Here is a 15160-nt window from a genome sequence, read left to right as displayed (position 1 = left end):
CCCGGTCAGCCCCGGGAAAGCCGCCCGCGCGGGCCCCATCGGTGCGGCGGACCTTCTGGATCGCCCAGCCAAGCCCCGCCTCCACCGGCGAAATCTCGGCCGTCAGGTCCTGACCGTAAAGCGGCATCCCCGCCTCCAGCCGCAGCGAATCGCGCGCGCCCAGACCGATGGGCAGGACGTCATCGTGGGCCAGCAACGCGCGGGCAAAGGCGTCGGCATCTTCCGCAGGGACCGAAATCTCGTATGCCGTCTTCTGCTTGAAAAAAAAACGACTGATCCACAGCTCCGCGCCGTTCCAGACGAATGTGCGCACGTCCATGAACCGCATCGCGGCGACACCGGGCACCATCGCCTCCAGCACCGCCTCCGCCGCCGGGCCCTGCAGGGCCAGCAACGCGCGATCGTCGAGCAGGTCGACCGAAAGATCCGGCAGGCCGGCGGCCAGGATCTCCATATCGAGATGTTTCATCGCGCCGTTCACCACCAACAACAGGTGATCGCCCCGGTTCGCCACCATCAGGTCGTCTGCCACGCCGCCATTCGGCAGCATCAGCAAGCCGTAGCGTTGACGCCCCTCGACCAACCCCTGAACGTCGATCGGCAGCATGGTTTCCAGCGCCGCCGCCGCTCCGCCGCCGCGGACGACGACCTGACCCATGTGGGACACATCGAACAGGCCCGCCCTGGCGCGCACGTGCAGATGTTCGGCCATCACACCCGCCGGATACTGAACCGGCATGGAGTAGCCCGCGAAGGGCACCATCTTGCCGCCGAAGTCGGCGTGTAGGCCATCCAGCGGCAGCGTCTTCAGGGTCAGATCATCCACGTCGGCACCTCCAAGGGGTCGCGCGCGACCCGTTTCGATGCCCCCTCTGTCCTGTCGCCTGAGATCGCTATCCCTTCGGCGGCCCCGATCCGGGGCACTCTCCAGAGTGTCTTTGCACGTCAGGTCCGTTTGCCTGAGAGTTTACCGGGGCGGTTGCTCCTTCGGCCCTGTCCGTGGGATCAGAGTCTCCCGGACGTGCGCGTTTCCGATACGAAACATGCGCCTCGCGATCAAGAGAAGAATACGCATGACGACGATGAACCGCTTCTTCGGCTATGGCAGCCTGGTAAACACGCAGACCCATGCCTATCCGGGCACCGCGCGCATGACGGTGACGGGCTGGCGGCGGGTCTGGCGGGCGACGCCGATCAACCATGTCGCCTATCTGACCGGAGAGCCTGCGACCGGCGTGCGCATCGACGGGCTGGCAGCGGACGTGCCCGCGGGCGATTGGTCGGCGCTGGACACGCGGGAAACGGGATATTTGCGCAGCGCCTTGCCCGAAGGTCCGCAGATCTATCACATCCCCCACGACCTGCACGGCACGCCCGACGACATCCGCCCGATCCTGCTCAGCTATCTCGACGTGGTGGTCCAGGGTTTCCTGCGCGAATTCGGCGAAGACGGCGTGGCGCGGTTTTTCGACACGACCGCCGGTTGGACCACGCCGGTGCGCAACGACCGGGCCGCACCGGAATATCCGCGCGCGCAGATCTTGTCGTCGGACGAAACGGCATTGGTCAACGACCATCTGACCCGCGTCGGCGCGTCCCTGCTCTGACGTCAGCCGCCGGCCGTCGCGATCGCGTCCAGAACGGCAGTATCGGTCAGCAGTTCGGGCAGGACGATGCCCTGCGGCGCACCGGGGCCATAGACCGCGTCGAAGGGAATGCCGAAGCGGTCGTTGCGCCGCAGGTAATCGGCGATGGCATCATCGGGCCGTGTCCAGTCGGCCTGCAACGCCACCGTCCCGGCCAGCGCCGTGGCCACGGCACCCCGGTCCAGCACCAGTCGCTTGTTGGCCTTGCAGGTCAGGCACCAGTCGGCGGTGACGTCCACGAAGACGACATTTCCGGCGGCCACCTCCTGCATGATGCGCGCCTCCTCGAAGACGGCCCATCCGGCATCGACGGCGGTCGCCGGCCGGTCCGGCGCGGGCACGACGACGGCGGCCAGCATCACCGCCGCCAGCCCGCCCGCCACGACCGCGCCCGCCCAGCGACGTGCCGCCAGCGCGACCAGCAGCCCGGCGGCCAAACCGCCCACAATCAGGGCGTTCGTCCAGCCCGCGCTGCCCGCCAGAACCGTCACCAGCCAGACCGCCGTCAGCAACAGCACACCGCCCAGGATGCGCTGCACGGTCACCATCCACGCGCCGGGCCGCGGCAGCCGTCGGATCAGACCGGGACGGATGGCAACCGCCAGATAGGGCGCGGCCAAGCCCAGTCCCATCGCCGCGAAGACCGCCACGATCTGCGCCGGGCCGTGGGTCAGCGCATAGGTCACGGCCGTCCCGATGAATGGCGCGGAACAGGGCGTGGCCATGACGGCGGCGAACATTCCGGTGGCGAAATCGCCGCCCCAGCCGCCGCGCCCTTCGGTCCGCGCCATCGTCGTCATCGCCCCCGACGACAGGCCGACATGGAAGAAACCGAACATGCTGGCGGCGAAGACCACGATCAACCCGATCATCAGCGCCAGGAAGACCGGCTGCTGGAACTGCACGCCCCAACCGACGGCCATCCCCGCCGCCTTGGCCGCGATCACGACCCCGGCAAGCCCGACGAAGAACACCATCACACCGGCCACCGAGGCCAGGAACCCGGCCCGCACCTGCGCCACGCTGCGATTGCGCGCCTGCAACGCTCCGGCCAGCTTCATCGACAGGACCGGCAGGACGCAGGGCATCACGTTCAGGATCAGCCCGCCCAAAGCCGCCACCAGCACCATCCACCACAGCGCCGCACCCGACGCAGGGACCGCGGGCGCGGTCGCGGACAGGGTCGCATCCAGCGTCGCCGCCCGTGCCCCGTCCGTCAGGGTCAGCGTCAGCGGGCCGTCGCCCGGGGACAGGACCGGCAGGATGGCGTGCAACGTGCGGCCCCCATCGGCGAGCGTAAGCGCCGGCTTGCCGAACGAGGCCCAATCGCCATGTTCGGGAAAAATGTCGGGGGACGAGAATGGCGTATCGGAGGTGGCGAGGACCGTCAGTGCGGTTTCGTCCAGATGTACGGATTGCAGCATCAGGCCGGCCTGCGCCCCCGTGCCCGGCACCTTGGCGATCCAATCGGACAGCGTGGCGGCTGTCCTTGCGTCGATGCCCCCGCCGGCGGGCAAATCCAGCGCGATCTCCAGCGTTTCGGGCACGCAGATCTCGGCGCAGACCAGCAGGTTTGCCCGCAGGTCAAGACGCGCAGGCACGCCCGGCTCCTCCAACACCACGGTCAGGGGATAGACGACCTCCTCACCGTAGCCGAAGTTCTGGATGTCGAAGGCCTCGAACCGGGTGGGCGCGGGATAGGACAGGGTGACCGACGCGATGTTCCGCGACCCCTCCCAGTTCAGGTCGGGCGGCAGGCCGACTTCGCCCGGACTGCGCCAGTATGTCTTCCATCCGTCGTCGAGGACGACGTGCAGACCGGCCGATACCGTCGCCCCGCCCGGCCCCACGCCGTTCTCGACCGACATCAGACGGCCCTCGACGGCATTGCCGCGCACGACGTCGGACGTGGCGGCGGCCAGTGGCGTGGCAAGGATCAGGGCAAGGCAGGTCAACAGGCGGAGCATGTGATTGCAATAGGCGTCGCAACGCCGGGGAGCGAGGGGGCGGGACGGTATTTGACACGAACGTGACCATTCGCCCCGTCGATCCAAGGTTGCGCCCGCCCCCTCCGCGCGTCACCTTCGTCACGACTCCGTGACCTCCGCCCGAAGGACAGCCCATGCGCGCGCCGAACCTCCCGTTTCTTGCCACACTTGCCGTGACCTGTGCTGTCGCAGCACCCGTATCTGCGCAGCAGCTGACCCCGGAAGACGTGAAGGAGTTGGCGCTCGAGGCAATCTTGGAAAACCCCGACATCATCATGGAAGCCGTCGCCATCCTGCAGGCGCGCGACGCCGCCGAAGCCGAAGCGCAGGCCCAGGCGACCCTGTCGTCCAGCCGCGATACGCTGACCAACGACCCCAATGCGCCGGTGGTCGGCAACCCGAACGGGTCGGTCACGGTGGTGGAATTCTTCGACTACAATTGCGGGTTCTGTCGCCGTGCGGGTCCGGAACTGGAGGCGCTGATGGCCGCCGATCCGGACGTTCGCGTGGTATACCGCGAATGGCCGATCCTGTCGGAAGGATCGGTCTTCGGGGCGCGCGCCGCGCTGGCCGCGCGCGCGCAGGACAAATACGAAGAAATGCACAAGGCGCTGATGGGGTCGAACACCCGCATCGAGGAAGCGACGGTCATGCAGATCGCCGTCGAACTCGGCCTCGACGTCGACAGATTGCGCACCGACATGGACAGCGACGCCGTCAACGAACACATCGACACCACCCGCCGCCTGGCCGAATCGCTGGGCTTCACCGGCACCCCCAGCTTCGTCATCGGCGACACCCGCGTTCCCGGTTTCGTGGAGGCGGATCGTCTGCAGGAAATCGTGGATCAGGTCCGCGACGACGGCTGACCTTCGGCCCGCATCGCACGCAGGACGCGCATCGCGTCTTCGGCCCGGTCCGCCGGGATGAACAGATGGTCGTGAAAGAACCCCGCCACCGGGTTCACGCCCATCCCCTCTGCCGCCAGCCGGGTGGCAATCGGGGCGAGGAACCCCACGGCCTCCAGCGCCGAATGGACGTTCAGCGTAATCATTCGCGACGGGAAAACACCGTCCAGCCCTTCGGCCTGCGCGACCGCCTCGGTCACGATCAGGGTTGTCCCCTCCGCTTCCTCGAACCGCAAAATGGCGTCGAGGCGTGCGGCGCGGGTCCGGTCGGGCAGGGTCACGAACAGCCAGATGTCATCGCCCAGCACCGGCTCCATCCCCGCGAACAGGACGGCAAGGTCGTATTCCCCGGTCATGTCGCGGCCACGGGGACCATCGTGCCCAGCGCGGTCGCCACATGCGCCCCGTCGTCGCCGTGCACGTCGGCGGCCACCGCGATCAGCCGCCGCCCCGGCCGGATCACCCGGCCCGTCGCCACCAACCGGCCCCGCGCCGGGGCCAGAAGGGAAATGCGGAACTCGCTCGTCACCACCTCAAAGCCCTCCTCCATCGTCGTCAAGGCGGCGTAGCCTGCCGCGGAATCGGCCAAGGAGAACGTCAGCCCCGCATGCCCCACTCCGTGCTGTTGCGCGCTGCGCGGCGAGACGGTGGCGGCGATCCGCACCTCGCCCTCGATCACTTTTTCCAAGGTTGCGCCCAATGTGCGCATCAGGCCCTGCCGGGCAAAGCTGTCCGTGATGCGCGCCGGCGTCGCGTCGAAATCGAAGACGCTCATGCGGTGCCATCCATGATCAGGCAGGTCGTCGAACCGGTGGCATAGAGCGTGCCGTCCGCCGCGCCACGAATGGTGCCGTCGGCCACACCCGTCGACCGCCCACCGTGGCGAACGACGCCTTCGGCCAGGATTTCCGTGCCCAGCGGGATCGCGCGGACGATATTCACCTTGTATTCCAGCGTGGTATAGACGCGGCCCTTCGGCACGGTCGTCATGACGGCACAGGCCATCGCGCTGTCCAGCAACGTGCCGTACCAGCCGCCGTGCACGGACCCCAGCGGATTGGTATGATCGAAGGTGGGCGTGCCGGTGAACACGACGCGGCCCGCCTCGACCCCCGTCACGCAGTAGCCCAGAACACGCCCGATGGGCGGTTGTGGCAGGGTGCCGTCGCGCATCGCCTCCATGAAGTGCAGACCCGACAGCGACAGGACCCGATCTCGACTGGCAAGATCGTCGGACGACGTGGCGAACATGAAACCTCCGGGGCGGCGTGTGCTTTGCCAACCCTAGCCGCCCCGATCTTTGGGGGGAAGCAGGCGTCAGGCCACGTCGCGCAGCGCGGGCCGCGGGGCAAGACCCAAGGCGGTGCAGACATCGCGGGTCAGTTCGGGGCGGTTGAGGGTGTAGAAGTGCAGATGTTCGCATCCTTCCCCGACCAACGCGTCGGCCAGTTCGGCAGCCTGCGCGATGGCCAGCAGGTCGGCCCGATCGTCGCGCAGCGCCACGTCGAAAGCCGCGCGCAGGTCGTCGGGGATGACGGCGCCGCAGGCATCGGCGAACCGCGACGCCTTGGCCCAGTCTTCGATCGGCATCAGCCCCGGCACGATCGGCGCATCGATGCCCCCAGCCGCGCAGCGGTCGCGGAATCGCAGGAACGTGTCGGCGTCGAAGAAGAACTGGGTGATCGCCTCGGACGCGCCGGCGTCGATCTTGGCACGCAGCCAGTCGATGTCAGCCCCCGCGTCGGTCGCCTCGGGATGCACGTCGGGATAGGCACCCACCCGCACCGTGAACCCCTCGTCCGCCAGCGCGCCGATCAATTCGACCGACGTGCGGAAGCCGTCGGGATGCGGCACGAAACCGTCCGCGCCCTTGGGCGGGTCGCCCCGCAGCGCCACGATGTCCCGGACGCCTGCCTTGCGGAAATCGCGCGCCACGTTCAGCGTTTCCTCCCGGCTGGCGTCCACGCACGTCAAATGGCCGGCCACGCGCAAGTCGAATGCCTGGCCCAGCGCGCCCACAGCCTCGCGGGTCAGGTCACGGGTCGTGCCGCCCGCACCATAGGTGACCGACACCCATTCGGGGGCCAGCGGGGCCAGCGTGCTGACGCAATCCCACAGCCGGAACGACCCGGCGAGCGATTTGGGCGGAAAGAATTCGAACGACACCTTGGGCGCGGACATCATGGGGCTCCTTTGCAGTTGAACCCTTGTCGGCGATTGCGGTTTCGTGAGACAGGCTCATAATCCTCATCATCAACATGAGCCGACGCCGATGGCCGCCAGATTGCACCTCGAATTCCGCCACCTGCGCACCATCCGGGCAATCCACGATTGCGGTGGTCTGGCGCGCGCGGCGGAGCGGCTGAACATCACGCAATCCGCCTTATCCCATCAAGTGAAGAACCTGGAGGAGCAGATCGGGATGGAGCTGTTCGTGCGCCGCTCCAAGCCGATGACGCTGTCCGCAGCCGGCCAGCGGCTGTTGCGGTTGGCCAACGAAGTCCTGCCGCAGGTGGAGGCGGTCGAGATGGATTTCGACGGCCTGAAGACCGGGCGCACGGGCCGGTTGCACATCGCCATCGAATGCCACGCCTGTTTCGAATGGCTGTTTCCCGTGCTGGAGCAGTTCCGCCGCGCCTGGCCCGACGTCGATGTCGACATCCGCCCCGGCCTGCAGTTCCAGGCCCTGCCCGCCCTGCAAAAGGAGGAAGTGGACCTTGTCGTCTCCTCCGATCCCGCCGACCTGGCCGGCGTTGAATTCGCGCCGCTGTTCGATTACGAGCCGGTCTTCCTCGCCTCCGCCGCCCATCCGCTGGCGGCGAAGGATTTCGTCGTAGCCGAAGATTTCGCGGGCCAGACCCTGATCACCTATCCGGTCGAACGGCCCCGCCTCGACATCTTTTCCCAATTGCTGACCCCTGCCGGCGTCGAACCGGCGGCCATCCGGCAGGTCGAACTGACGGCCGTGATCCTGCTTCTGGTCGCATCGAACCGCGGCGTCGCCGTCCTGCCCGACTGGGTCGTGCGGGAGGTGCGCTACAATTCGGACTACGTGACCCGGCCCCTGACCGAACGCGGTGTGACGCGCAGGCTCTATGCCGCGATCCGACAGACGGATGCGGCGAAACCGTTCATGTCGCACGTCCTGCGGCTGATGCGGACCGAACCGCTCAAGCTGCAGCGCGGCTAGATCAGCCGGTCGAGCGCGGCGCGCAAAGGCTCCGCCCCCAGACCCGCCCGCGCCGCCGCCGACAGACCCATCATCGCGACCGAAATCGCCATCACCTCGGCCTCCGCTTCCGGGCGTGTGGCCCCCAGGGCGATGGCCCGCGCGATCATGCCCGCGCGCCGGGCGGCCACCAGGTCCGACAGGGCATCGCGCAGATCCGGGTCCGCCGTACTGCTCAGGGTGCTTATGACCAGACAGCCCAGCCCGGCATCCCGCAGATAAAGATCCAGCGCCGCCGTCAGGACACGCCGCCTGAGATCGGGCAGGTCCGTCGCCTGCGCGATGGCCGCGTCGTACACCGCCGCCGTTCCCGCGCCGTACCGCGCAACGGCCCGGTCGAAAAGGTCGCGCTTGGAGCCATAGGCGGCATAGAGGCTGGGCGGTTTCACCCCCATAAGCGCGCACAGATCTGCCACGCCGACCGCATCGAACCCCCGCTGCGCAAAGGCGCGCAGGGCGATATCCAATCCCGTTTCCGCATCGAAGGCGCGCGGTCGACCCCGCTTTCTTTCTGTAGCGATCATTATCTTATCCTTGACCTCACCCGATTAAAGTAGCACCCGTTACACATCTTCTCAACCGACAGGCCCGGAGGCCCCGATGAAAGTCTTTTTCCACACTACGCCGAACCCCTTCAAAGTCGCGCTGATGATCGAGGAGCTGGGTCTTGCGCCCGACATCGTGCCCGTCGACACCCGCAAAGGGGAGCAGCACGCCGCCGACTTTCTGGCCGTGAACCCCAACGCCAAGCTGCCGGCGATCGAAGACGACGGTCAGGCCGTGTTCGATTCCGGCGCGATCCTGCTCTACCTCGCGCAGAAGCATGGGAAATTCCTGCCCGCCGAAGGGGCCGCGATGGGCGAGATGTTGTCGTGGTTCTTCTTCGTCGCTTCGGGCGTTGGGCCCTATTCGGGTCAGGCGGTTCATTTCACCCGCGTCCACACCGACAGCGACTACGCCACCAACCGTTACGCCAAAGAGATCGCGCGCCATTACCGGGTTCTGGACGACCGTCTGGCATCGTCCCCCTGGCTGGGCGGCGCAGATTACGGGATTGCCGACATGGCGCTTTGGGGCTGGGTCCGCGCGGCCGGCTTCGTGATGGAGAAGGACGGCGGCCTGACCAATTATCCCAAAGTCCAGGCCTGGTTCGACAAGGTCAACGCCCGTCCCGCCGCCACAAAAGCGGGCGACTGGGCCACGAAGTTCCAGTTCAAGGGCGAAATGGACGAGGCCGCGATGCGTGCGATGTTCCCGCAGAACTTCTGACGTGGCGGGGGCGGTGCGCCGCCCCCTAGTCCTCGATCAGGCCCAGCGACCGGAACGACACTTCCTCGTCCTTGCCGATGATCATGTGGTCGTGGATCACGATGTCCAACGCGCCACAGGCGGCAACTACCTTTGCCGTCATCTCGATGTCGGCGCGGCTTGGCGTCGGGTCGCCCGACGGATGGTTGTGAACGAGGATCAACGCGCAGGCGTTCAGTTCCAGCGCGCGGCGCGCGATTTCCCTCGGATAGACGGGCACGTGATCGACCGTCCCCTCGGCCTGCGCCTCGTCGGCGATGACGCGGTTGCGCCGGTCGAGGAACAGAACGCGGAACTGCTCGGTGTCGCGGTGCGCCATCGTCGTGCGGCAATAGCCCACGACGTCGGACCACGACGACAGGATCTCGCGGTCCAGAATCTTCGCCTGCCCCATGCGGTGCGCGAAGGCCTCGGCGATGCGCAGCTGCAGGAAGACCTTGGCCGTCGCCCCCTCGACCCGCAGGATATTGCGCTCGGACGCGGCGACGACACCGTTCAGATCCCCGAAAGCGGCCAGCAGGCGTTTGGCCAGCGGTTTCACGTCGATCCGGTCGATCGCGTTGAACAGCATCAGCTCCAGCAGTTCGTATTCGGGCATCGGCGCATGGCCGCCCGACAGGAAACGTTTGCGCAACCGCTCCCGGTGTCCCCAATAATGGGGCCGCATCGACCCGTCGGGCTGCTGAACCAGACCGCCACCGGCGCTTTCGCTGTCCGACAGACGAGACCGTGGCTGCCACCGCGGGGGCGTCGCTGGCTGCGTAACCGTTCCCGAAGGCGGCATCCGCGCCTCCAGATCGGAAAGGCCTTGCTGCGGTGCCTCCCGGAAACCGGGGGCCGATGGGTAGGTCGGGATCTCGGGGCGTTTGCCGCCCGACAGGCGGTCCTGAACCAGGCCGGTCAGGCGCGAGAACGTGGAGCCGTGGTGTTTCATCGATCCCTCCCCCAAGGTTCATTTTTGCGGATGCTAGGCCGAAAATGGTAAACGACCGGTTAACGCCAAGGGGCGCACGGGGGCTGGTCCCGCGTCGCGACCTCCGTTAAAGGCAGCGTCTGATCGAACCCCCGGAGCGACGAGATGCAGCAAGGCAGCGCGAACCTGAATGTGATGACCAAGGCCGCGCGCAAGGCCGGTCGCAGTCTTCTCAAGGACTTCGGTGAGGTCGAGAACCTGCAGACGGGCCTGAAGGCCCCGCGCGATTTCGTAACCAAGGCCGCCGCGTCCGCCGACGAGATCATTCGCGAAGACCTGTCCCACGCCCGTCCGAATTACGGCTGGAAGGCCGCCAGCGGAGAGAGCGAGGGCACCGACCCCACCCGCCACTGGGTCATCACACCGCTGGATGGCACCGCGAACTTTCTGCACGGCATGCCCCACTGGGCCGTCTCCATCGCGCTGCAGCACAAGGGCGACATCGTCAGCGCCGTCACCTATGACCCGCTGCGCGACGAATTGTTCTGGGCCGAAAAGGGTACCGGGGCCTGGCTCGACGGGCGCACGCGTCTTCGCGTGGCCGGGCGCATCTCCCTGATCGACTGCCTGTTCGCGACCAATGTTCCGGCGGCGAACGAGAAATACCTGCCCGCCGCCATCAAGGACCTGGCCCAACTGATGCCCGTGACCGCCGGCGTGCGCCAATCGGGTGTTCCGTCGCTCGACATGTGCCATGTCGCCGCCGGTCGCCTTGACGGGTTCTGGCAGCGCGGGCTTAACCTGTGGGATCTTGCGACCGGCACCCTGGTCCTGCGCGAAGCGGGCGGCTTCGTCGAACCCCTGCGCCCCGGACAGACCCTGTTGACCCACGGCCACGTCGTCGCCGCATCGTCGGCCATCTTCGACAGGTTCGCCGGCACCCTTCGCACCGCCGACTGACCGGGCAGCGGGGCGGCACCGCCACCGTCGCGCGGCAGCCGCGTCACGGTTGCACTCCCCCGGGGGGCGTGGCACGTCTTTTTCCCTGATGCTGCCCAAACCGACGGATCGCGCGTGACTGCAACCGACCTGCCCCGCAACGCCGGCTTGCCCTTCGACCCCGCGGTCGTCGCGGAGGTGCGCGTGAATACATCGGCCGTCGAACGGCGCGCCGCGACCCTGCCCGCGCGCCGGTCGCTCAAGAAGGACCATCAGGCCGCCTGGTTGGCCCGCGCGGTCAGCATGATCGATTTGACCACGCTGTCGGGCGACGACACGCCGGGTCGGGTGCGTCGTCTGTGTGCCAAGGCGCTGCAACCCGTGCGCCCCGACCTGCTGGACGCGATCGGCCTGCCCGATCTGACCACCGGCGCGGTCTGCGTGTATCATGAGATGGTGCCGACGGCCGTGGACGCCGTGCAGGGCCGCATTCCTGTTGCCGCCGTGTCGACCGGGTTTCCGGCCGGCCTGTCGCCGTTCCACCTGCGCCTGCGCGAGATCGAGGAGAGCGTCGCCGCCGGTGCCACCGAGATCGACATCGTCATCTCCCGCCGCCACGTCCTGACCGGCGACTGGCAGGCCCTTTATGACGAGACGGCGCAGATGCGCGCGGCCTGCGGCACGGCGCACATGAAGGCGATCCTGGCCACCGGCGAGCTTGGCACGCTCAAGAACGTGGCCCGCGCCAGCATGGTCACGATGATGGCCGGATCGGACTTCATCAAGACATCGACCGGCAAGGAAAGCGTCAACGCCACCCTGCCCGTCAGCCTGATCATGATGCGCGCGATCCGGTCCTTCGAGGCGATGAGCGGATTCAAGGTCGGCTACAAACCGGCGGGCGGCGTGTCCAAATCGAAAGACGCGATCACCTATCTGGCGCTTCTGAAGGAAGAACTGGGCGACCGCTGGCTGCGCCCCGACCTGTTCCGCTTCGGCGCTTCGTCCCTGCTGGGGGATATCGAGCGGCAGTTGGAGCATCACGTCACGGGCCGGTATTCGGCCGGTCACCGGCATCCCGCAGGCTGAAACGGACCGGCACGCCCGGCGATTTGAAAAAGCAGAGAAGGCGCAAAATGACCGTGGCCGACATCTTTGAAAGCATGGACTGGAGTCCTGCCCCCGAAAGCCGGACCGAAGCCGACGACTGGCTTGACACCCACGGGCGCGCCTTTGGACATTTCATCGATGGCAAGCGGCAAAAGCCCGGTACGACCTTCGACACCGTGAACCCCGCGACGGGCGAAACGCTGGCGCAGGTCACGCAAGGGACCGAGGCGGATGTGGCGCAGGCCGTCAAAGCCGCGCGCAAGGCCGCCAAGGGTTGGGCGGCCACATCGGACCATGACCGGGCGCGCGTTCTTTATGCCATCGCGCGGGGGTTGCAAAAGCACGCGCGGCTGTTCGCCGTTATGGAAACGCTCGACACCGGTAAACCGATCCGCGAATCCCGCGACATCGACGTCGCCAAGGCCGCGCGGCATTTCTACCATCACGCGGGCCATGCGGCGTTGCGCAGCGAAACCATGCCGAACGCAGAACCCTGGGGCGTCTGCGGCCAGATCGTGCCGTGGAATTTTCCGCTGCTGATGCTGTCGTGGAAGATCGCGCCGGCGCTGGCCATGGGCAACACGGTCGTGTTGAAGCCCGCCGAATGGACACCCCTGACCGCGCTGGCCTTTACCGACATCTGCACGTCCGCGGGCGTGCCGCCGGGCGTGGTCAACATCGTGACGGGCGATGGGGACACGGGGGCCGCGCTGGTCGCCAGCCCGATCGACAAGCTGGCCTTCACCGGGTCCACTGAAGTGGGCCGCGTCCTGCGCCGGGAGACGGCGGGCCGCGCCATGGGCCTGACGCTGGAGCTGGGCGGCAAGAGCCCCTACGTCGTGTTCGAAGATGCCGACATCGACTCCGCTGTCGAAGGGATCGTGGATGCGATCTGGTTCAACGGCGGTCAGGTCTGCTGCGCCGGGTCCCGCCTGTTGGTGCAGGAAGGCATCGCGGAGGATTTCCACGCCCGCCTGAAGGCACGCATGGCCAAGATCCGCGTCGGCGATCCATTGGACAAATCGGTCGACATGGGCGCGATGGTCCACGCCGATCACCGCGCCAACGTTCTTGCGATTCTGGAGCGTACGTCCGGCACCGTGACGCGCGGCACCTGCCCCGACGGATGCTATCTGCCGCCGATCCTGGTGACCGATCTGCACGGGGCAGATCCCCTGATGGCCGAGGAGGTTTTCGGCCCCGTCCTGGCCACCACCACGTTCCGCACCCCGGCCGAAGCGGTGCAGCTGGCCAATGACACGCGGTTCGGACTGGCCGCCTCCGTCTGGTCGCAGGACATCGACGTGGCCTTGCACACCGCACCGCGCATCAAGGCGGGCGTCGTCTGGGTGAACGGGGCCAACATGCTGGACGCTGCGGCCCCCTTCGGTGGCATGCGGGAATCCGGTTTCGGGCGCGAGGGCGGCATTGCCGGCTTGGGCGCCTATGTCCGCCCCGCGGTGGGCAAGGCGCTTGCGAAGCTAAGTTCTTCGGGTGGCGCGCAGGTGGTGTTGTCCGACGTCGACCGCTCCCCCAAGATGTTCGTCGGCGGCAAGCAGGTCCGGCCCGACGGCGGTTACACCCGACCCGTTATCGGGCCCAAGGGCACCGTCGGAGACGTCGGCGTCGCGAACCGCAAGGACGTGCGCAATGCCGTCGACGCGGCCCGGACGGCGGCGTCCTGGGCCGGATCGACCGGGCATATGCGGGCCCAGATCCTGTATTATCTGGCGGAAAATCTGTCGGCGCGGGCGGATGAATTCGATGCTCGCCTGACGGCGCAGACCGGGGCCAAGGGCGAAACGACGGAGGCGGTGCGCCACCTGTTCCGCTGGGCCGCCTGGGCCGACAAGCACGATGGTCGGACGCTGGGTGTGCCGATGGGCGGGCTGGCCCTGACGCTGAACCCCGCGATGGGCGTGATCGGGGCGTTTGCGTCCGAAGACCGTCCGTTGGTGGCGTTGGCGCAGGTGATCGGCGCGGCATTGGCGACGGGCAACCGCCTGGTCCTGGTCGCCCCTGAAAGCGCACCGCTGACTGCGACCGACCTGGTACAGGTGATCGAGACATCGGACGTGCCGGGCGGCGTCATCAACATCCTGACCGGCGACCATGCGGAACTTGCGCCGCATCTGGCGGGGCATATGGACGTCGATGCCGTCTGGAGTTTCTCCTCGGCCGATATCGCGGCGACGGTGGAACGCGAAGCGGCGGTGGACCTGAAACGCACTTGGGTCAACGACGGGCGGTCGCGCGACTGGACGGCGACGGATGCCGCGCCGTTCCTGAATGCGGCGACCGATGTGCAGACGATCTGGATCCCGTTCGGCGTCTGAGCCACGCCGCGCTATACGATCGTCCGCAGCAGGCTGAGGCTGGCCAGACCGATCAGCAGGCACAGCGCGAAGGGTTTGTAATAGGGCTCCAACGTCGGATTGAACATCCGCTTGCCCAAAATGACACCCGCGGCACAGGGCCCGGCGAGGATGGCGCCGCGCGCAAAGGCCTGGCCGGTCATCACGCCGTAGCCCAGCAACCACATCAGCGAAAAGACCGACGAGACGAATAGGAACAGGACCAGAGAGCCGCGCATCACCCGCGCCGGCCGGTCCTGTGCCAAGACGTAAAGCGCCACGACCATGCCGCCGATGGACGCGATGCCGGTCACGATGCCAGCGATCAGGCCCGTGGCATACAGGCCGCCATCCGTGGCGAGGACCGCAAGGCGGATGCGGGCGAGTTGCAGGACGGCCAGGGTGACCAGGACGGTCAGGGCCAGAACCCGCGTCGCGTCGACCGGCAGGGTCGTCGTCAAATAAAGCCCCAGCGGCACCCCAAGCGCCGAGGTGAAGGCCAGACCGAACGCGATGCGCCGATCCGCATCCGCCACCCCGCCCCGCACCATCAATAGGGACGCCGTCATTTCCAGCACCCAGCAGATCGGGATCAGCTGCGCGGGCGGCACGATCAGCACGGCCGACGCCATCACGAGAGCGGAAAGCGCAAAGCCGGAAAATCCGCGCACCAGACCGGCGGCGAAAGCAATGGCCGCCAGCAGGGCAAGGTCGGCGGGGAGCAGATCGAGGTCGGCCATTCGATCAACCTGCCCCGTCCGTATC

General features: G+C 67.3%; 16 protein-coding genes and 1 riboswitch. Of the genes, 7 read left to right on the top strand and 9 right to left on the bottom strand.

What is annotated here, in order from left to right; translation table 11 throughout:
- The coding region (gene gcvT / locus JDO7802_RS08755) for a glycine cleavage system aminomethyltransferase GcvT (RefSeq protein ID WP_055084568.1) at positions 1–826 on the bottom strand (826 nt) is incomplete at its 3' end.
- A 111-nt stretch (positions 827–937) separates the two neighbouring features.
- Positions 938–1028, bottom strand: a riboswitch (glycine riboswitch).
- Between the two features lie 45 nt (positions 1029–1073).
- Here gcvT and JDO7802_RS08750 point away from each other — a divergent pair.
- Complete coding sequence (locus JDO7802_RS08750) at positions 1074–1607, top strand: gamma-glutamylcyclotransferase family protein (protein ID WP_306455355.1); 534 nt, start codon at positions 1074–1076, stop codon at positions 1605–1607.
- Positions 1608–1609: 2 nt separating this feature from the next.
- Here the strand turns inward: JDO7802_RS08750 and JDO7802_RS08745 are convergent, their stop codons facing one another.
- On the bottom strand, positions 1610–3613 hold the full coding sequence (locus JDO7802_RS08745; RefSeq protein ID WP_055084567.1) for a protein-disulfide reductase DsbD family protein: 2004 nt from the start codon (positions 3611–3613) through the stop codon (positions 1610–1612).
- 155 nt (positions 3614–3768) lie between these two features.
- Between JDO7802_RS08745 and JDO7802_RS08740 the strand changes: the two genes are divergently transcribed.
- Positions 3769–4503, top strand: a complete 735-nt coding sequence (locus JDO7802_RS08740; RefSeq protein WP_055084565.1) for a DsbA family protein — start codon at positions 3769–3771, stop codon at positions 4501–4503.
- On the opposite strand, the gene JDO7802_RS08735 is transcribed toward JDO7802_RS08740, so the two are convergent.
- The 4 genes from JDO7802_RS08735 to JDO7802_RS08720 form a co-directional block, all read right to left on the bottom strand.
- Positions 4482–4898: an ACT domain-containing protein gene (locus JDO7802_RS08735; protein ID WP_055084560.1), complete on the bottom strand. Its 417-nt coding sequence runs from the start codon at positions 4896–4898 to the stop codon at positions 4482–4484. The two genes, JDO7802_RS08740 and JDO7802_RS08735, sit on opposite strands and share 22 nt — an antisense overlap.
- Complete coding sequence (locus tag JDO7802_RS08730; protein ID WP_055084558.1) at positions 4895–5317, bottom strand: PaaI family thioesterase; 423 nt, start codon at positions 5315–5317, stop codon at positions 4895–4897. The genes JDO7802_RS08735 and JDO7802_RS08730 overlap by 4 nt, the downstream gene beginning before the upstream one ends.
- A complete protein-coding gene (locus tag JDO7802_RS08725) occupies positions 5314–5793 on the bottom strand; it encodes a PaaI family thioesterase (RefSeq protein WP_055084556.1) in 480 nt (159 codons plus the stop codon). Before JDO7802_RS08725 ends, JDO7802_RS08730 begins: the two co-directional genes overlap by 4 nt.
- A 66-nt stretch (positions 5794–5859) precedes the next feature.
- Positions 5860–6723 (bottom strand): methylenetetrahydrofolate reductase, encoded by an 864-nt coding sequence (locus JDO7802_RS08720; RefSeq protein ID WP_055084863.1) that lies wholly within the window; start codon positions 6721–6723, stop codon positions 5860–5862.
- Between the two features lie 103 nt (positions 6724–6826).
- On the opposite strand from JDO7802_RS08720, the gene JDO7802_RS08715 reads away from it, so the two are divergent.
- On the top strand, positions 6827–7732 hold the full coding sequence (locus JDO7802_RS08715; protein ID WP_055084861.1) for a LysR family transcriptional regulator: 906 nt from the start codon (positions 6827–6829) through the stop codon (positions 7730–7732).
- Here the strand turns inward: JDO7802_RS08715 and JDO7802_RS08710 are convergent.
- On the bottom strand, positions 7729–8295 hold the full coding sequence (locus tag JDO7802_RS08710) for a TetR/AcrR family transcriptional regulator (RefSeq protein WP_055084554.1): 567 nt from the start codon (positions 8293–8295) through the stop codon (positions 7729–7731). The two genes, JDO7802_RS08715 and JDO7802_RS08710, sit on opposite strands and share 4 nt — an antisense overlap.
- A gap of 76 nt (positions 8296–8371) precedes the next feature.
- On the opposite strand from JDO7802_RS08710, the gene JDO7802_RS08705 reads away from it, so the two are divergent.
- Positions 8372–9040 (top strand): glutathione S-transferase family protein, encoded by a 669-nt coding sequence (locus JDO7802_RS08705; RefSeq protein ID WP_055084552.1) that lies wholly within the window; start codon positions 8372–8374, stop codon positions 9038–9040.
- Positions 9041–9065: 25 nt separating this feature from the next.
- Here JDO7802_RS08705 and radC read toward each other — a convergent pair whose 3' ends face one another.
- On the bottom strand, positions 9066–10013 hold the full coding sequence (gene radC, locus JDO7802_RS08700) for a RadC family protein (protein ID WP_245624149.1): 948 nt from the start codon (positions 10011–10013) through the stop codon (positions 9066–9068).
- Positions 10014–10157: 144 nt separating this feature from the next.
- Between radC and JDO7802_RS08695 the strand changes: the two genes are divergently transcribed.
- The 3 genes from JDO7802_RS08695 (at position 10158) to JDO7802_RS08685 (ending at position 14377) form a co-directional block, all read left to right on the top strand.
- Positions 10158–10952 (top strand): inositol monophosphatase family protein, encoded by a 795-nt coding sequence (locus JDO7802_RS08695; protein WP_055084549.1) that lies wholly within the window; start codon positions 10158–10160, stop codon positions 10950–10952.
- A gap of 114 nt (positions 10953–11066) precedes the next feature.
- Positions 11067–12020, top strand: coding sequence for a deoxyribose-phosphate aldolase (gene deoC, locus JDO7802_RS08690; RefSeq protein ID WP_055084547.1), 954 nt, complete (start codon positions 11067–11069; stop codon positions 12018–12020).
- A 47-nt stretch (positions 12021–12067) separates the two neighbouring features.
- The gene (locus tag JDO7802_RS08685) at positions 12068–14377 is read left to right on the top strand and encodes an aldehyde dehydrogenase family protein (protein ID WP_055084546.1); all 2310 of its coding nucleotides are present in this window, start codon (positions 12068–12070) and stop codon (positions 14375–14377) included.
- A gap of 11 nt (positions 14378–14388) precedes the next feature.
- Here the strand turns inward: JDO7802_RS08685 and JDO7802_RS08680 are convergent, their stop codons facing one another.
- Positions 14389–15135, bottom strand: a complete 747-nt coding sequence (locus JDO7802_RS08680; RefSeq protein WP_055084543.1) for a TSUP family transporter — start codon at positions 15133–15135, stop codon at positions 14389–14391.
- Positions 15136–15160 lie beyond the last annotated feature (25 nt).

This window comes from Jannaschia donghaensis (genome assembly GCF_001403795.1).
Lineage (GTDB): Bacteria > Pseudomonadota > Alphaproteobacteria > Rhodobacterales > Rhodobacteraceae > Jannaschia > Jannaschia donghaensis.
The sequence above is the reverse complement of the archived record's forward strand: the minus strand, read 5'-3'. Positions and strand labels throughout refer to the sequence as shown.